Origin of the sequence: Eisenbergiella tayi (assembly GCF_001881565.1) — a bacterium.
Classification (GTDB): Bacteria; Bacillota; Clostridia; order Lachnospirales; family Lachnospiraceae; genus Eisenbergiella; species Eisenbergiella tayi.
This window is the reverse complement of sequence record NZ_MPDJ01000001.1, coordinates 431,498-448,819: the sequence shown is the minus strand read 5'-3', so window position 1 is coordinate 448,819 and position 17,322 is coordinate 431,498. Positions and strand designations below refer to the sequence as shown.

The window sequence follows — 17,322 nt, the reverse complement described above, 5'->3', positions numbered from 1 at the left end:
TAAGACAAAATGAGCGAAACAAAAAATATACTGGAAGTGAAGGATCTGCGGGTTTCCTATCATACCTATGCGGGAGAGGTACAGTCTGTCAGAGGGGTTTCTTTTGAATTGGAAACAGGGAAAGCGCTGGCAATTGTGGGTGAGTCCGGCTGCGGGAAATCCGTTACCGCCAAGTCCATTATGGGGCTGATCAAAGGACCTGCCGGAGAAATCAAGGAAGGCAGCACGATCCTTTATAACGGCGATAATATATTAAAATACAGCAAAAAGCAATGGCAGGCATATAAGGGCGGGGAGTGCGCGATTATTTTCCAGGACGCGCTGGCCTCCTTAAATCCCACCATGCGTGTGGGAAAGCAGATTATGGAAAATCTGATGGCCCATAAGAACATGGATAAAAAATCGGCGCAGAAGGAAGCGGTGGAAATGCTGCGTATGGTCGGCATCCCGGAGCCTGAGAAGAGGGTGAAGCAGTACCCGCATGAATTTTCCGGCGGTATGCGCCAGCGTGTTATGATCGCCATCGCCTTTGCCTGTGACCCGAAGCTCCTGATCTGCGACGAGCCGACGACGGCGCTGGATGTGACTATCCAGGGGCAGATTCTGGATATCATCAAGGATCTGCAGAAGAAGCATAATACATCCGTTATCATTATCACCCATGACCTGGGTGTTGTGGCGAATCTGGCGCAGGATATCGCGGTCATGTATTCCGGCGTGATCGTGGAAAAGGGAAAGTGTGCGGACATTTTTTACCGCCCGAGGCATCCCTATACCTGGGCGCTGATCGAATCCGTACCGCGCCTTGACCTGGAAAACAAACAGGAGCTGGCATCCATACCCGGAACGCCGCCCGATCTGCTGAATCCGCCCAAAGGCTGCCCTTTTTCCACCAGATGCAGATACTGTATGGAAATCTGTAAAGAGGAAATGCCGGAGCGCACGGATTTCGGGGACGGCCATATGGCATCCTGCTGGCTGCATCATGAGATGGCGCCGAAGGTGGAGATGCCGGAGCGGAAAGGAGGAAAGCGATGAAGGAACAAAAGGAAGTGCTGCTTTCCGTACAGCATCTGAAAAAATATTTTCATGTGGGGAAAAATACCATATTAAAAGCGGTGGACGATGTTTCCTTTGATATTTATAAGGGCGAGACGCTGGGGATGGTAGGGGAATCGGGCTGCGGCAAGACGACCTGCGGCCGTACCTGTATCGGCCTCTATGACAGAACGGACGGAAAGGTCCTGTACAAAGGGCAGGATGTACACGCGCTGGATCCGAAGGAGAAACGGTCCTTTAAAAAAGAAGTGCAGATGGTGTTCCAGGATCCCTATAATTCCCTGGATCCCCGTATGACAGTTGCGGAAATCATCGGCGAGGGAATTGACATCCATCACCTGGCAAAGACAAAACAGGAACGCCAGGATATCATTTATAAGTATCTGGAGCTGGTTGGGCTGAACAGGGAACACGCGAACCGGTTTGTACATGAATTTTCAGGAGGACAGCGCCAGAGAATCGGCATTGCCCGCGCGCTGGCGGTGCAGCCGGAGTTTATCGTGCTGGACGAGCCGATCTCCGCGCTGGATGTTTCCATCCAGGCGCAGATTGTCAACCTGCTTGTCGATCTGCAGAAGAAGATGGGGCTGACCTATCTGTTTGTGGCGCATGACCTGTCCATGGTAAAGCATATTTCCGACAGGGTGGCGGTGCTTTATCTGGGAACGCTGGTGGAGCTGACAACCTCGGCGAAATTATATGATAACCCGCTTCATCCCTACACGCAGGCGCTGCTTTCCGCCATCCCGATCCCGGATCCGGAGATCGAAAAGGAAAGGGACGAGAACAAAATACGCCTGGAGGGGGAAGTGCCGAGCCCCATCAATACAAAGCCCGGCTGCAGATTCAGGGGAAGATGCAAATATGCGATGCCCGTCTGCGAACAGGAAATGCCGCCTCTTACGGAAATCGGGGAAGGGCATTATGTGGCCTGCCACCGCTGTGTACAGGGAAACGACGGTAAGTGACAGGTTTTAGAGGAGTGAATATGAACAGGATAAAAAATCTGCTTAAGGATTTGGTAAAAGCGCTTCTCGTGGGAATGGCTGCTGCATTGGCAGCGGCTGTTCTTTTATTTGTTTCAGGCTTACTTTTCGGAAAGGGGGGAATTGGCACCGGCCTGGAAACAGCAAAAAACGGCGTTTTTCTTATTGCGGCGCTTCTTCTGTTTCTTTTGTCGGGAATGCTTATAGTGAAGGGGAAAAAGCCCGACAGGGAGGAAAAGGGCCTTCGGAAACATTTCGAGGTGATAGGTTTTAAAACGGCGGCAGGCATGGCTGCCGTGGCTTTTGTGGCTGTTGGAGCTGCTGCGGATTTCCTTCAGCGTTATTTATAGCCTTATTTATTGCAGCAAGTTACGATTCATAGCCGTCTGGCCCCTGCCCCGCTGCCCCGCCCTGCTTTGTCCCGCCCCTGCTGTCCGCCCTGTGCCGCGCCGGTCTGCAAGGTTTCCTGTAAGGGGCGTTATAAGCTCGCCGGTCCTTAGGCTGCGTCTTTTGCAGCCTTAGTACCGTTGCGTGCTTATCCGAACGGAAGTGTCCCCTGTAAGGAACCTTGCAGACCGGCGCGGCACAGGGCGGACAGCAGGGGCGGGACAAAGCAGGGCGGGGCAGCGGGGCAGGGGCCAGACGGCTATGAATCGTAACTTGCTGCAGCAGGATATGGATAAAGCCGCTTGACAGGAGTATTTCTTCCGCCTTACAATAGACACAAGGCTGCTTTGTTTCTGCGGATTGGTTCTATCCTATTGCGGAATCAATCGGGCAGCAGGAATAAGGAAACAGGTAATGAAAACGGAAAAGGCTTTCCCGGATCAGGGGAAGTCTTTTTTCTGGGTAACGGAAAGGGTTTTATGATAAATCAGGATAATGTGCAGTTCAGTGACTATGCCATATCGGACGGAATTCTGGAGGCATTAAAGGCTTTGGGCTATAACAGCCCTACAAATATTCAGAAGGAAGTGCTGCCCGTTCTGCTTGCCGGGAAAAATGCGGTGGTAAAGGCGCCTACAGGCAGCGGAAAAACGGCGGCGTTTGCCATTCCCATATGTGAAAGTATCGAATGGGAGGAAAATGCGCCGCAGGCACTGGTTCTTGAACCAACCAGAGAATTATCCGTGCAGGTCAGCGATGAAATTTTTCATATAGGAAGAAAAAGAAGGCTGAAGGTTCCAGCCGTATTCGGCGGATTCCCTGTTGACAAACAGATACAGACGCTGCGGCAGAAATCCCATATCGTCGTGGGAACTCCGGGACGTGTTATGGATCTTGTGCGCAGGGACAGCCTGAAGCCTGATAAAATAAAGTGGCTCATTCTGGATGAAGCGGATCTGATGCTGGATATGGGATTTGTCGATGAAGTGAAGGAAATCTGCGCCCTCATTCCTAAGGGGTGCAGGATATCCCTGTTTTCTGCGACTCTTAAACCGGAAATTCAGGAGCTGGTGGATGAGTTTATCCGGGATATGGTTCCGATTATCGTGGAGAACACGGAGGAAAGCGCGGGCAGTATCGAACAGAAGGCATATCGGGCGGACGGGGAGGAGAAATATCATACGTTTCTGCATGTTTTGATGGATGAGAATCCGGAAAGCTGTATTATTTTCTGCGGAACGCGGGAAATGGTAAACGTACTGTTTCAAAAGCTGCGGAGAAACCGGATTTTCTGCGGGATGCTTCATGGGGATATGGAGCAGAAGGAACGTCTGAAGACAGTGGATGCTTTCCGACGGGGATGCTTCCGGTTTTTGATTGCCACAGATGTGGCGGCAAGAGGGATTGATTTTGAGAGCATTACCCATGTCATCAACTATGATTTTCCGACGGGAAAAGAAACCTATGTGCACAGAATAGGAAGAACCGGAAGAAATGGGAAAAGCGGGATTGCGGTCAGCCTGGTATCGGACGAGGAGCTGCATATGGTAAAGCAGGTGGAAGCGTATACAGGCCGCAGTCTCACATTGCTTGCGGATCCGGGAACGGATGAAGAGAAGGAAAAAGAATTCTGGAAAAGCCAGCGCATCAAATCAGCGCCCAAACCGGCAAAGGGGGCGGCGCTGAATGCGGGAATTATGCGACTGTCCATCGGCGGGGGACGGAAATCGAAGCTGCGGGCGAGCGATATTGTGGGAACCATCTGCGGCCTTGAGGGAATAGAGGTTTCCGATATCGGTATTATTGATATCAGGGACAGCCTGAGTTATGTGGAGATACTGAATCAAAAGGGAAACATGGTGCTGGAGTACCTGCAGACCAGACCTATCAAAGGGAAAATCAGGAAGGTCAGGAAAACGAGAGGGACGTTATGATTAAAGAAGAGTGGCAGCAAATCAAAGAAAATCAGGATGTACGGCAGAATTTAAGCAGGCTCAGGCAGGAGATAAAGGATAAGGATTTGCGGCGGCGTTTTTCCGAACTGATCAGAGGGGAGGAATTCCTGCTGACAGAGCTGCTTCATTCCGAGGATGCCAAGACAAGGAAAAATGCGGCGCTGCTGATGGGTGATTTGGGCCGTCAGGAGTTCATGGCTCCTGTTTTTGAAAGCTACAGAAAAGAAGAACAGCGTTTCGTCCGAAGCTCTTATCTGACGGCAATGGGGAATTTTGATTATGAGGAATATGTGCAGGACTTAAAGGAATGTCTGGAAGAGCTTCAGAAAACGGAAGTAACAGCTGAAAACCAGAAACATCTGGCGGAGGAAATGAGGGAATTATCTTCCCTGATCGTCCGGGCGGAGGGAATTCAAACCCATCGTTTTACCGGCTGGAACGAATCCTTTGATATCATCCTGCTTACAAACCGTAACTTTGCGGAGTATACACAGAAGGAGCTGATCAGCCTTGAGCCCGGTGCAAAAACAAAGCTTTTCGGAGCAGGGGTCAGGGCCCGGGTGACGAATCTGAAATGGGTGGATACCATACGCACCTACCACGAACTTCTTTTTGTCATAAAAGGAATGGAAAATTCCCCCATGGATGCATTGCAGATGGCAGAAAAAATTGTGAAATCCGATCTGCTCTGCTGGCTGGAAAAAATACATGCCGGAGAAGCGCCATATTTTTTCCGTGTGGAGATGAAGAGCAAAAAGCCGCTGGACGAAAAGAGTGCATTTGTGAAGAAATTGTCTGCCCGGATAGAACGGTTATCGCAGAGGAGACTCACGAATAATACGGCCAATTATGAGCTGGAGCTGCGCGTTATACAGAATAAAGAAGGCGGCTGTAATCTGCTTATGAAGCTGTTTACATTGAAAGATGATCGCTTTTCCTATCGTAAGGAAGTCATTCCCACAAGCATCCGTCCGGTGAATGCGGCCCTGACGGCGGCGCTTGCGGCCGAATATATGAAAGAAAATGCCCAGGTTCTGGATCCCTTCTGTGGCGTGGGAACAATGCTGATCGAACGTTATAAAGCGGTTAAGGCCGGTTCCACCTATGGCGTGGATATCCAGGAAGACGCCATTGTGAAGGCCAGGATAAATACCAGGGCGGCGGGCCAGATCATTCACTATATAAACCGGGATTTTTTCCGCTTTGAGCATGCGTATCTGTTTGATGAGGTGATTACGGATATGCCTTTTCAAATAGGCAGAATTACGGAAGAGGATGTGGAAGAGATTTATGAACGTTTTTTTCATAGCATTTCCGATTATCTGAATCCGGATGCTCTCATGATTCTCTATTCCCATAACAAGGAGCTGGTGGAACGCTTTGCCCCGCGCAGCCGGTTTTATATATATAAGAGCTTTGAAATCTCCAAAAAAGAAGGGACTTATGTATTGCTGCTTCGGCGGAGGGGATAAAGGCTGTAAGGCCAGGGCGCAATGGTATAGCTTGCAAAAAGCAGGGAACGGATGGAATTGAAATGAAGGCATTATTAGTAATAGACATGCAGGAAAATTATCTTGGAAAAAAATGCAAAAAGCCATTATGATGCGGAGGGGCTGATTCAAAATATAAACAGGCGTATTGCTGAATGTCAGGAAAATAAGGAACTCATAATTTATATTGTCAATCGTTTTTTCTATCAGAGAAAAGCGTTCAGGCCTCAGCTGGCCGATGGATTGACGGTAGCATCAGAATTGCTGTTTGAAAAGCAGCATGCAGACTGTTTTTCCAATCCGGATCTGGTGCGGTTTCTGGAGGAAAATTCGATTGATGAAGTTGAGGTGGTCGGTATAGACGGGCAGTTTTGTGTGGGTATGTCGGCGCTGGGGGCCGTAAAACATGGGCTGACGGCGGTTTATAACAGTGACTGCGTCGGGATAAAAAATAAGGCCGGATTTCAAAAAATGAAGGACAGGCTGGAAAAGGCAAAAGTGATTTTTATTTAATCAATCCAATAATCAAACTTCGCCCCTGCTCCCTACGGCAAGTGCGAAGTTTGTCAATAAACAGACCATACATCCGCAAAGAGCCATTATTTACGCAGGATTTTGTCCATTGCTTTTCCCTTGGACAGCTCGTCGATCAGTTTATCGAGATAGCGTATTTCCTGCATAAGAGGTTCTTCAATTTCTTCTACCTTGATACCGCATATGGAGCCCTTTATCAGGTGCCGGTCAGCATTCAGCTCCGGAGCATTCCGGAAAAACTCAGCATAGCTGACCTGTTTTTCGAGAATTGTTTTTATATCTTCCGGCTGGTATCCGGTAAGCCAGCAGATGATTTCATCCACTTCGGCCTCAGTTCTTCCTTTTTTCTTTGCTTTGTTCACAAGAAGGGGATAAATTTTTGAAAAATCCATCTGATATACTTTATCGTTGTTCATATAGGCTTTCCTCCAAAACAAATCTATTGATATTGTATCATAAATTGTTGGATAAGCCACAGTAATTTTAAGGGAATGGTTGAATTTTGTCTGAAGAAAGATATAATGAAAGATATCGGCTTTTTAGCTGTATTTGTTAGGGAAGACGAGGGGATTTACATTGAAAAAGACAAAGGTTGACTGGAGTATATTTTTTAAAGCAGTGGTGACAATAGCCCTGCCCATAGCCCTGCAGAATTTTCTGTCCACAACGGCAAGCATGGTGGATACGATTATGATTGGAAGCCAGGGAGAGCTGTCTGTGGCTGCGGTCGGGATCTGTTCCCAGATATCATCGTTGTTTTTTTCCTGCTACTTCGGTTTTGCAGGAGGCTCCCTGCTGTTTTTCTCTCAGTACTGGGGCGCAGGGAACGAAAAGGGAATCAATAAGACCTTTGGCCTTTCCATGGTCTTTATGCTGGCAATAGCCTTGCTGTTCGGCACAATGGCCGTTACCAATCCGGAGTGGATTCTGGGTATTTATACGGATAAGGAAAATATCATAGAGGTGGCCGTTCCTTATATACGTATTGTGGGATTTGCCTATCCTCTGCAGGTATTGGCCATGCTTGTGAGCTTTCTGATGCGATCCACAGAACGGGTAAAAGCGCCCCTTATCAGTTCCATTCTGGCGCTTATTACCAATTTTGTCCTGAACTGGATCTTAATTTACGGACGGTTTGGCATGCCCAAAATGGGAGCGGCAGGAGCCGCTGTGGGGACACTGGTGTCCGGTATTGTAAATCTTTGCATACTGTTCACTTTTCTTCTGAAGGACAGCAGAATGGTGAAATTGAGAATAAAGGATATGTTCAGCTGGGGAGATGGTTTTTCCAAAGTCTATCTGAGCAAATGTCTCCCCATTCTCTGTAATGAGCTTTTTTACGGAGTTGGCCAGATGCTGATCAATGTGGTAATCGGAAGACAGGCGGAATCCGCTATAGCGGCTATGGCTGCATTCCGTGTGCTGGAAGGCTTTGTGTTCGCCTTTTTCGGAGGACTGGCGGATGCAAGTTCCGTGGTGGTGGGGAAGGAAGTCGGCGCGGGCCATCATATGAAGGGATATCAGTACGTGAAAGGCTTTGCCCTGCTGTGCCCGGCTATTACCTTTGTTATCTGTTCCATCGGGCTGGCGTTTAACCGCCCTCTTCTCGGTTTGTTCGGGCTGGGGTCAGAGGCTATGTTCTACGGAAAATATATGATTATGATCTACCTGGCGGCAGGCACCATCCGTACCTGCAACTATATTATGAACAGCTGTTACCGTGCGGGCGGGGAGGCTGTTTTCGGCACGGTTCTGGAAATCGTTTGCCTCTTTACCATCAGTGTTCCGGCTACATGGATTGCGGGAATGGTGCTTCACCTGCCGTTTCTGGCGGTATTTGCCTTCATCTATACGGATGAAATTATCCGTCTGATTTTTGAAGTTTATTATACGAGAAGCGGAAAGTGGATTAAGCCGGTTACGGAAGAAGGAAAAGCCATGGTTCAGCAATTCAGGGAAGAACTGCGGGGGTGAAGCGTTTAGCTTCGCCCTTTTCTATTCAAGGAAATGGAGGTTGAGTAATATCCTTTAAGAAAAATTTTGATTGTCGGAAATACATGCTTTTGACATCTGAAAAATCAGTATTTATGCGGCCTGAAAGCTTTTTGAGGCACAGGAAGCATTAAAAAAAACGTCATTTTGCCAATTGAAATTCTGGATGTTACCAGTTAATATAACAATCAAGGACGAGATGAAATCGTCAGCCAGATTAAGGGACTGCAGTTTCCCGGAAATAACTGCACAAAATGTCGGTGTATATTCTGACGCGCCGCTAATTTCTTAATTACTGTTTTTATACCTGATTTTGAAACAGTATCACCTATACAAGTCCGGTATTACTTCCCCCTGTTTACGAGTGAGTTAACTGCTGACTAACGGTATGTTTATGTGCTGTTTTTATGCATAAAAAGGCAGCCCGGACTTGTTCCTATCTGAATCAAGATGCGCATGCACAGAAGAAAGCGGATGCAGAATTCATGAAACGTTTGCTGAATGTGATGCTTTTTCCAAAGCTTTTCATGCGGTCTTCATTATATATTTTATTAATTGTACACAGGAGGTATTGCGTGTGAACGACAGTGAAAAAATGGATTTGATTTTGAATATTGGTATGGAGATTTCAGAACAAATGAAGGCTGCGAACGGCCGGATGGAAGTGATGGAAGGCGGAATGAGTACGCTGTCAGAACAAATAGGGGGTCTGACAGGGCGGGTGGATGAATTTGCGGAACAGGCGGCGGCTCTGACGGAACAAGTATCTGCGATGGCAGGAGGAATGGACACATTAACCGGACAAGTATCGGTGCTGGCAGAGCGGATGGATATGCTGACGGGGCATATGGATACGCTGGCAGAACAAGTGGACACGCTGACGGGGCGTATGGACACGCTGGCAGAACGGGTGGATACACTGACAGAACGGGTGGATACACTGGCAGAGCGAATGGATATACTGACGGTACGAGTGAATACACTGACCTCCCGAATGGATGCCCAGGAAGCGCGAATGGACGATATGTCTGAACAGATTGACAGCATGGCGGATCAAATCAAAAAGATAAATAACCGTATCGACTTTTTGGAACTGCAGATCAAGAGCACAGAATCCAATCTGAAAAGTGAAATTCATAAATCAGAAGGCCTTATATTGGATGAAGTGGAAAGAATCCATAACATATTAAACAGGCACATGGCTGATCCAAAAGCACACAGCGCATAAACAGAAATACAGTATGGAACATAATGTAACATAAAAAATGCCGCATAAAAGAAAGGCGTCTCACAAAACAGAGACGCTTTCTCTTTTTATTAACTTGGTTGCCATACACATTTTCAGACATTCAATTTGGTTGTTTTCCACCCGATCCATCAGCCGCTGGATCGCAGTCGCCCCCAGTTCCTGCTTCTTTACGCGCATGGTGGACAGCGAAGGGACCATCATATCACACAGGGGCATATCGTCAAAGCCTATGATGGAAATATCTTCCGGGAGGCGATAGCCCCGTTCCCGGAAAGCCTTCATGGCTGCAGCGGCTATGATGTCATTATCTGCAAAATATGCGTCTGCCAGTTCCGGTCTGGTATCCAGAATGGCCAGCATGTCCTGATAGCCTTCTTCCGCAGTGGGGGAAATAGCATGGACATAAGGGTGGGAAGTGCTTTTGTTATGAGCGCGAAGAGCTTTGTAATAGCCGTCTGCCCTTTCTGCAAAATTGCTGATTTCTATGGCGGAGCGCAGATAACCGACTTTCTGATGTCCGCATTGAAGCAGATAATTGGTAGCTTTAAATGCTCCCTGTATATTATTTATCAGTACACAATCATATTTCAATTCATCGTAGTAACAGTCGAGAACCACAATAGGCACATGAAAGTCTTTGAATTTCTTAAAATCTTCTTTTCCCATTTCCGTTGCCAGAAGCAGAATGCCAATACAGTCCACTTCCTTCAGGGATGCAAGCTGGGTGGGAATATCCATGTTTTCATAAAAATAAGAAATGTGGAGGGCTGCGTTCTGGCGGTAACATTCCTGGGTAATCCCTTCCGTCAGTTGGGAAAAGAAAGGCGTATCTGCTGCAATTTTTCCATGCTTTTTATAATTGATTAACTGAATAACTCTGGAAGAGGATGCCGTCTGTGTGCTTTTTCCCGTATATCCATACTGCGCAGCGGTGCGCATAACCAATTCTCTGGTAGCCTCGCTGATTCCCGGTTTATTGTTAAAAACCATGGAAACGGTTGCAGGTGAGACATTTATTAATTGAGCTAATTCTTTTGCTGAAATTTCCATGAAGAATCTCCTGAAGATTTGAATTTTTATTTAATTTTAATACGAATTTAAACATTAGTCAAATTATTCCTTCAAAATTTAATTAAATCCCTATAAAATATGATAAATATGGCGTTTTTGCCACGGTATATCAACATGTCAGCTATCTGTATGATTAATTTAGTTACTCTGATTTAGTAAATTATATAAAAACATATCTTGACAAATTTAGTTAAATTAAATAGTATTAAATTAATAATTAAATAAGTTCAGTAAATGTTAATTATTTATTCAGCGGGCGCCGGAGTGCGCAGAAGGGAGATTGTATGAAAAGAATTAAAATTGGTTTTCTGCCGACCAGAAGAAGTATTTTCAGTGCACCGGATGCAATAAAATATGCTAATCTGACCAGAAAACGTCTGGAGGAACTGGGCATTGAATTTGTGGATATTACAGATGTAAACGAAGAAGGGCTTTTTTATGATGAGGCCGACAGGGAGAAAATCCAGGAGAAGTTTCGGTCTGAAAAAGTAAAGGGCATTTTCATGCCTCACTGTAATTTCGGGACGGAGTATGTTTGCGCAAGGCTGGCAAAAGAGATGAATCTGCCGGTACTCCTGTGGGGCCCCAGGGATGAAAGACCAGATGAGGATGGTATCCGGCTGCGTGACAGCCAGTGCGGATTGTTTGCTACCGGTAAGGTCCTGCGCAGATTTCGTGTCCCCTTTACATATATGACAAACTGCCGTCTGACGGATCCGGAATTTGAGAGAGGCATACGTAATTTCCTTGCTGTCTGCAATGTGGTGGATGTATTCCGTCATACCAGGATTCTGCAGATCGCTCCCAGACCTTTTGACTTTTGGTCCACTATGTGCAATGAAGGAGAGCTTCTGGAAAAATTCAACATCCAGCTTTCCCCTATCCCCATGCCGGAGCTGACCGCGGAGATGAAGAAGGTGAAGGAGGAAGGCCTGGAAGTAGAAAAAGTAGTTGCCTACTGTATGGATAAGATGTGTGTAAAAATCAAACCGGAGGAGCTTGTCAATGTGGCGGCGCTGAAGGTGGCTATGAAAAACCTGGCTGATAAATATGGCTGCAATGCCATTGCCATACAATGCTGGAATGCCCTGCAGGGAGAGATAGGAATCATGCCCTGTGCGGCGAATTCTCTGCTGAATGAAGAAGGAATTCCCGTGGTATGTGAAACAGATATCCATGGAGCGATTACGGCTGTACTGGTGGAAGCAGCGGGAATGGATGAAAACAGAAGCTTTTTTGCAGACTGGACCGTTCGGCATCCGGATAATGAAAATGGGGAACTGCTTCAGCATTGCGGGCCATGGCCGATTTCCGTGGCAAGGGAAAAGCCGGTTATCGGATACCCTCTTGCATTTGATCATCCCGGTGCTGTGGAAGCACAGGCTAAATCAGGCGATATGACGCTGGTACGTTTTGACGGAGACAACGGGGAATATTCTCTGCTTCTGGGAAATGCAAAAGGAGTGGAAGGCCCTTATACAAAGGGAACCTATGTATGGGTGGAGGTGGAAAATCTGAAGAGGCTGGAAGCGAAACTGGTGGAAGGGCCTTATATCCATCATTGTGTGGGGATCCATCAGGATGTCGTGCCGGTGCTTTATGAAGCCTGCAAATATATGGGAATCACTCCGGATCTTTATGATGATAAGGAAGAGGAAGTAAAAGCATTTTTAAGAGGGGAATGAATGTCACTTTTCTGATAATGGAGGTAAGAGAATGGATGAGATAAAAAAGCTGTCGGCGCTGGCCTATGAACTCCGCAAAGATGTGGTGGATATGATTGTGGAAGGAAAGGGCGGACATATCGGGGGCGATATGAGCGTTATGGATATTCTGGTATCTCTTTATTTTAAGGAGATGAACATAAGCCCGGAAAATAAAGACGATGAAAACAGGGATCGCTTTATTCTGAGCAAGGGGCATTCCGTGGAGGCTTATTATGCTGTACTGGCCGCGAAAGGTTTTTTCCCTAAAAAAGAAGTGATGGAACAGTTTTCACGGTTCGGTACACCCTATATAGGACATCCCAACAATAAACTTCCCGGAATTGAAATGAATTCCGGTTCACTGGGGCATGGTCTGCCTGTGAGTGTGGGCATGGCGCTGGCCGGAAAAATGGATCGAAGAGATTATCGTGTATACACGGTTATGGGAGACGGGGAACTGGCAGAGGGCTCTGTCTGGGAAGGGGCTATGTCGGCTTCTCAGTACAAACTGGATAATCTGTGTGCGGTGGTGGACAGGAACCGGCTGCAGATATCCGGAAATACGGAGGATGTAATGGGGCAGGACAGCCAGGAAGAGCGCTGGGCATCATTCGGCTGGAATGTTATCTCCATTAACGGCAACAGTATGCAGGAATTATGCGATGCATGGGAAGCGGCGAGAGCATGTAAGGGAAAGCCTTCCGTAGTGATCGCCAATACCGTGAAGGGCTGTGGCTCCGCAGTTATGGAAAATAAGGCGCAGTGGCATCATAAAGTGCCGGGAACAGAAGAATACCGGCAGATTATGCAGGATTTAGAAGAACGAAGGGAGGCATTCTGTCATGAATAAAATACCAAACAGACAGGCGATTTGTGATGTCCTGATGGAAAAAGCAAAGGAAGACAAAGACATTGTTGTTTTATGCAGTGATTCCCGGGGCAGCGCTTCCCTGACGCCTTTTGCACAGGAATTCCCGGAGCAGTTTGTGGAAGTGGGAATTGCGGAACAGGATCTGGTAAGTATTTCCGCGGGATTGGCGAAATGCGGCAAAAAGCCGTTTGCCGCCTCTCCGGCCTGCTTCCTTTCCACAAGAAGCTATGAACAGGCGAAGATAGACTGTGCATATTCCGATACCAATGTAACCCTGATAGGAATAAGCGGCGGTGTCAGTTATGGAGCCCTGGGGATGAGCCATCATTCTGCCCAGGATATTGCGGCTATGGCGGCAATTCCCAATATGCGCGTATACCTTCCAAGCGATCGTTTTCAGACGGCAAAGCTTACGGAAGCCCTTCTTCAGGATAAGAAACCGGCTTATATACGGGTCGGGCGAAATCCGGTGGAAGATATTTATGATGAAACGGCGGGAGCGTTTGTCATGGATAAGGCCACAGTACTGGCGGAAGGGACGGATGTTCTCCTGGTGGCCTGCGGGGAAATGGTGCGTCCGGCTCTGGATGCAGTGGCTCTTCTTGCCGAAAAAGGTATCAGCGCAGGGCTTTTGGATATGTACTGTGTGAAGCCGCTGGACAAAGAATCGCTCATCCGGGCGGCAGAAAAGGTTAAGGCTGTGGTTACCGTGGAAGAGCATGCGCCCTACGGCGGCCTGGGTGCTATGGTGAGCCAGGCAGTGGGAAGCTCCTGCCCCCGCAGGGTACTGAATATGGCGCTTCCGGATGCGCCTGTTATATCCGGTACCTCAAGGGAAGTGTTTGATTATTACGGCCTGAATGGGGAAGGGATCGCGGCGAAGGCGGAAGAAGGCCTGAAACTGGCCTGAGGGAACTGTTTTATGGAAGAAGACAGGAAGGTTGATGAAAAGTGAAACAGGAATATATCATAAGTATCGATCAGAGTACCCAGGGAACGAAGGCGCTGCTGTTTGATTGTGAAGGAAAGCTGCTTTTTAGGGAGGACCTTCCTCATAAACAGCTAGTGAACGAACAGGGCTGGGTATCGCACGATCTTTGGGAAATCCGTGATAATACAATCCGGGCGGCAAAGCTTCTCATGGAAAAGGCGTCTGTCAGCCCGGGGCTGATAGCTGCCGTGGGAATCAGCAATCAAAGGGAAACCACTGCCATGTGGGACCGTAAAACGGGAGAACCTCTGGAGCATGCCGTCGTGTGGCAGTGCGGCCGGGCGGCCGGTATTGTAAGGGATATTGCAAAGAAGGGATTCGGTAGTATAATAAGGGAAAAGACAGGAATTCCCCTTTCTGCATATTTTCCTGCGGCCAAGATGGCGTGGCTGCTGCAGCAGAATGCAGAAATACGGGAGCGGGCTGAATCAGGCGCAATCTGTCTGGGGACAATAGACAGCTGGCTTCTATGGCAACTCACACAGGAACATGTTTTTAAAACGGATTATTCCAACGCCTCCCGGACGCAGCTGATGAACCTGCAGACACTGGGCTGGGATGAAGAACTGGCGGAAATTTTCGGGATTCCCATGGTATGTCTTCCGCAGATCTGCGATTCCGATTCTGTTTTTGGTTATACCCTTATGGGAGGGTTATTTGAGAAGCCTGTGCCGATATGCGCAGTTTTAGGAGATTCCCATGCCGCTTTGTTCGGTCAGGGATGTCTTCTGCCCGGAATGAGTAAGGCTACCTATGGCACCGGTTCTTCACTGATGATGAACATCGGGGAGAAGGCGACAGCAAGCCGCCACGGAGTCGTGACCTCCCTTGCATGGAAACGCAGAGGCCGTGTAGAGTATGTGCTTGAGGGAAATCTGAATTATACCGGTGCGGTGATTACCTGGCTTAAGGAGGATATGAAGCTGATTCAGACGGCCGGGGAAACGGAAGAACTGGCGCTGTCTGCCAATCCTGCGGATGAAACTTATCTGGTGCCGGCGTTTACAGGGCTGGGAGCTCCCTATTGGGATGAAAATGCCAGGGCGGCTGTAATCGGAATGAGCCGGGTAACGGGAAAAGCAGAGCTTGTAAGGGCGGCTTTGGACTGTATAGCCTATCAGATAACGGATTTGATCATGGCTATGGAACAGGATACGGGAATTCCCATGAAGGAACTTTGGGTGGACGGCGGACCCACCAGAAACCGTTATCTGATGCAGTTTCAGAGTGATATTTCAGGAAAGAAGCTGAGGATACCGGCTGAGGAAGAGCTGTCAGGCATAGGGGCGGCCTATATGGCTGGTATTGCCGCAGGATTATATCAGGAGGAGGTTCTGTTCGGCAGGGAGAACGGGACAGAATTTATACCTGAGATGGGCGAAATGGTGCGGAAACAGAAACAGGAAGGCTGGAAAGCGGCAGTGGCAAAGGTTACGGCTGTTTGATAAAATAGGAGAGAATGGGAAATGAGCAGATTAAGTTATCAGAAGAAGGCAGAACGATGGGACGTATGGGAGGTAAGCTGTCACGGTCCCGAAGAGGGCAATCCCTTTGCAGATCATTGGATGAAGGGCAGCTTTTCCTGTGATAAGGAAACTGTGGATGCCGATGGTTTTTATGACGGGGACGGTATTTATAAAGTACGTTTTATGCCTTCTTATGAAGGGGAATATACATTTAAGGTGACGGCGGATTTTCTGGAGGAAGAAGAGTGCGGAAGTTTTTCCAGCATGCCGGCGAGTGCAGGGAATCATGGCCCGGTGCGGGTGGCGGATACCTATCATTTTGCCTATGAGGATGGAACACCCTATTATTCAATAGGGACTACCTGCTATGTATGGGATCTGCAGTCGGATGAGCGGATTGCGCAGACGCTGGAAACTCTTAGAAGCAGTGCATTTAATAAGATACGCTTCTGTATTTTTCCCAAGCATTACGACTATAACCTGGGAGAACCCAGATCCTATCCTTATGAAGGAACACCTATGGATTCCAGTGTGCTCACAAAGGAGAACTTCTGGGATTATGTGGGCAATGCGCAGGGAAATGACTGGGATTTCTACAGGTTTAATACGGAGCATTTCCGCCATATAGAGAAGTGTATCCTTGCCCTTCGGGATCTGGGGATTGAAGCGGATTTGATTGTGATGCATCCGTATGACCGCTGGGGCTTTTCTGCCATGAATAAGGAGCAGGATGACCATTACTGGAAATATGTGATTGCAAGATTCTCATCCTACCGCAATGTCTGGTGGTCACTTGCCAATGAATTCGATCTGATGAAGAGCAAGACAGAGGAGGACTGGGAACGCTACGGCGCTATGCTTGTGGAGAAGGATCCTTATCACCATCTGCGCTCCATTCATAACTGTATGAGGATGTATGACCACAGCAGGCCATGGATCACTCACTGCAGCATACAGCGTGTGGATTTATACAGGTCTTCCGAACTGGTCGATGAATGGCGGGAGAAATTCCATAAGCCTGTAGTGATGGATGAAATCGCCTATGAAGGGAATATCCAGCATGGCTGGGGAAATATCAGCGGAGAAGAGATGCTCAGACGCTTCTGGGAAGCGGTCTGCCGCGGAGGTTACCCCGGACATGGGGAAACGTATATGAATCCTGATGATATCCTCTGGTGGTCACACGGAGGAAAGCTTCATGGCGAAAGCTATAAGCGGTTCGGTCTTCTCCATGCGATTATGAGTGAAACTCCGGGAAGCGGCCTGATGCCTTACAAACGAGTTTGGGATGAGGTATGTGCGGTACCGGAGGAGAAGGAAGGAGAAGAGAAGGCTGTCAAAGATTATTATTTGATTTATTACAGCTTCATGCGCCCTTCCTTCCGGGATTTCTGCTTTGATGAGGAAACCCCATTCCGGGTAAAGGTGATTGATACCTGGGACATGACAGTGGAGGACAGGGGAGTTTTCTGCGGGAAATTCCGTGTGGAGCTTCCCGGAAAGCCTTATATGGCAGTACAGATAAAGAAAGAGCAGTGAAATCAGGCAGCAGGTATAAAGCCGGC

The 17,322-nt window shown here is 47.9% G+C and carries 15 protein-coding genes; 13 read left to right on the top strand and 2 right to left on the bottom strand.

Features of this window, described 5'->3' with window-relative positions; all coding sequences use genetic code 11:
* The first annotated feature begins 9 nt into the window (after positions 1 to 9).
* From BLA28_RS01880 to BLA28_RS01855, 6 genes are all read left to right on the top strand, one after another.
* Positions 10 to 1,038 (top strand): ABC transporter ATP-binding protein, encoded by a 1,029-nt coding sequence (locus BLA28_RS01880; RefSeq protein WP_044972612.1) that lies wholly within the window; start codon positions 10 to 12, stop codon positions 1,036 to 1,038.
* The gene (locus BLA28_RS01875) at positions 1,035 to 2,027 is read left to right on the top strand and encodes an ABC transporter ATP-binding protein (RefSeq protein ID WP_069155807.1); all 993 of its coding nucleotides are present in this window, start codon (positions 1,035 to 1,037) and stop codon (positions 2,025 to 2,027) included. The genes BLA28_RS01880 and BLA28_RS01875 overlap by 4 nt, the downstream gene beginning before the upstream one ends.
* 20 nt (positions 2,028 to 2,047) lie before the next feature.
* Positions 2,048 to 2,395 (top strand): hypothetical protein, encoded by a 348-nt coding sequence (locus BLA28_RS01870; protein WP_069155806.1) that lies wholly within the window; start codon positions 2,048 to 2,050, stop codon positions 2,393 to 2,395.
* Positions 2,396 to 2,911: 516 nt separating this feature from the next.
* Positions 2,912 to 4,366 (top strand): DEAD/DEAH box helicase, encoded by a 1,455-nt coding sequence (locus tag BLA28_RS01865; RefSeq protein ID WP_069156568.1) that lies wholly within the window; start codon positions 2,912 to 2,914, stop codon positions 4,364 to 4,366.
* Positions 4,363 to 5,859, top strand: a complete 1,497-nt coding sequence (locus BLA28_RS01860; RefSeq protein ID WP_069155805.1) for a methyltransferase domain-containing protein — start codon at positions 4,363 to 4,365, stop codon at positions 5,857 to 5,859. Before BLA28_RS01865 ends, BLA28_RS01860 begins: the two co-directional genes overlap by 4 nt.
* Before the next feature lie 102 nt (positions 5,860 to 5,961).
* Entirely contained in the window at positions 5,962 to 6,390 is a 429-nt protein-coding gene (locus BLA28_RS01855; RefSeq protein ID WP_069155804.1) for an isochorismatase family protein, read from the top strand.
* Between the two features lie 86 nt (positions 6,391 to 6,476).
* Here the strand turns inward: BLA28_RS01855 and BLA28_RS01850 are convergent, their stop codons facing one another.
* Positions 6,477 to 6,827, bottom strand: coding sequence for a DUF2200 domain-containing protein (locus BLA28_RS01850; RefSeq protein ID WP_069155803.1), 351 nt, complete (start codon positions 6,825 to 6,827; stop codon positions 6,477 to 6,479).
* 160 nt (positions 6,828 to 6,987) lie between these two features.
* Between BLA28_RS01850 and BLA28_RS01845 the strand changes: the two genes are divergently transcribed.
* Together BLA28_RS01845 and BLA28_RS33950 are read left to right on the top strand one after the other, a co-directional pair.
* Positions 6,988 to 8,385, top strand: coding sequence for an MATE family efflux transporter (locus BLA28_RS01845; protein ID WP_044971225.1), 1,398 nt, complete (start codon positions 6,988 to 6,990; stop codon positions 8,383 to 8,385).
* A 595-nt stretch (positions 8,386 to 8,980) separates the two neighbouring features.
* Entirely contained in the window at positions 8,981 to 9,631 is a 651-nt protein-coding gene (locus tag BLA28_RS33950) for a coiled-coil domain-containing protein (RefSeq protein ID WP_176726798.1), read from the top strand.
* Positions 9,632 to 9,691: 60 nt separating this feature from the next.
* Here the strand turns inward: BLA28_RS33950 and BLA28_RS01835 are convergent, their stop codons facing one another.
* Positions 9,692 to 10,702: a LacI family DNA-binding transcriptional regulator gene (locus BLA28_RS01835; RefSeq protein WP_069155802.1), complete on the bottom strand. Its 1,011-nt coding sequence runs from the start codon at positions 10,700 to 10,702 to the stop codon at positions 9,692 to 9,694.
* Positions 10,703 to 11,007: 305 nt separating this feature from the next.
* On the opposite strand from BLA28_RS01835, the gene BLA28_RS01830 reads away from it, so the two are divergent.
* Genes BLA28_RS01830 through BLA28_RS01810 form a run of 5 tightly spaced genes read left to right on the top strand, consistent with a single transcriptional unit; the run spans position 11,008 to position 17,296 of the window.
* Positions 11,008 to 12,408: an L-fucose/L-arabinose isomerase family protein gene (locus BLA28_RS01830; protein ID WP_069155801.1), complete on the top strand. Its 1,401-nt coding sequence runs from the start codon at positions 11,008 to 11,010 to the stop codon at positions 12,406 to 12,408.
* Between the two features lie 40 nt (positions 12,409 to 12,448).
* On the top strand, positions 12,449 to 13,279 hold the full coding sequence (locus BLA28_RS01825) for a transketolase (RefSeq protein WP_025485588.1): 831 nt from the start codon (positions 12,449 to 12,451) through the stop codon (positions 13,277 to 13,279).
* Positions 13,272 to 14,210 (top strand): transketolase family protein, encoded by a 939-nt coding sequence (locus BLA28_RS01820; protein WP_069155800.1) that lies wholly within the window; start codon positions 13,272 to 13,274, stop codon positions 14,208 to 14,210. Before BLA28_RS01825 ends, BLA28_RS01820 begins: the two co-directional genes overlap by 8 nt.
* 41 nt (positions 14,211 to 14,251) lie before the next feature.
* Complete coding sequence (locus tag BLA28_RS01815; protein ID WP_069155799.1) at positions 14,252 to 15,736, top strand: FGGY-family carbohydrate kinase; 1,485 nt, start codon at positions 14,252 to 14,254, stop codon at positions 15,734 to 15,736.
* 21 nt (positions 15,737 to 15,757) lie between these two features.
* On the top strand, positions 15,758 to 17,296 hold the full coding sequence (locus BLA28_RS01810; protein ID WP_069155798.1) for a DUF5605 domain-containing protein: 1,539 nt from the start codon (positions 15,758 to 15,760) through the stop codon (positions 17,294 to 17,296).
* Positions 17,297 to 17,322 lie beyond the last annotated feature (26 nt).

Excerpts from the sequence above, each read along its gene's own strand:
- BLA28_RS01850 (WP_069155803.1), bottom strand. The coding sequence starts at position 6,827 with ATGAACAACGATAAAGTATATCAGATGGATTTTTCAAAAATTTATCCC.
- BLA28_RS01820 (WP_069155800.1), top strand. The coding sequence starts at position 13,272 with ATGAATAAAATACCAAACAGACAGGCGATTTGTGATGTCCTGATGGAA.
- BLA28_RS01860 (WP_069155805.1), top strand. The coding sequence starts at position 4,363 with ATGATTAAAGAAGAGTGGCAGCAAATCAAAGAAAATCAGGATGTACGG.
- BLA28_RS01875 (WP_069155807.1), top strand. The coding sequence starts at position 1,035 with ATGAAGGAACAAAAGGAAGTGCTGCTTTCCGTACAGCATCTGAAAAAA.
- BLA28_RS01830 (WP_069155801.1), top strand. The coding sequence starts at position 11,008 with ATGAAAAGAATTAAAATTGGTTTTCTGCCGACCAGAAGAAGTATTTTC.
- BLA28_RS01835 (WP_069155802.1), bottom strand. The coding sequence starts at position 10,702 with ATGGAAATTTCAGCAAAAGAATTAGCTCAATTAATAAATGTCTCACCT.
- BLA28_RS01880 (WP_044972612.1), top strand. The coding sequence starts at position 10 with ATGAGCGAAACAAAAAATATACTGGAAGTGAAGGATCTGCGGGTTTCC.
- BLA28_RS01810 (WP_069155798.1), top strand. The coding sequence starts at position 15,758 with ATGAGCAGATTAAGTTATCAGAAGAAGGCAGAACGATGGGACGTATGG.
- BLA28_RS01865 (WP_069156568.1), top strand. The coding sequence starts at position 2,912 with ATGATAAATCAGGATAATGTGCAGTTCAGTGACTATGCCATATCGGAC.
- BLA28_RS01870 (WP_069155806.1), top strand. The coding sequence starts at position 2,048 with ATGAACAGGATAAAAAATCTGCTTAAGGATTTGGTAAAAGCGCTTCTC.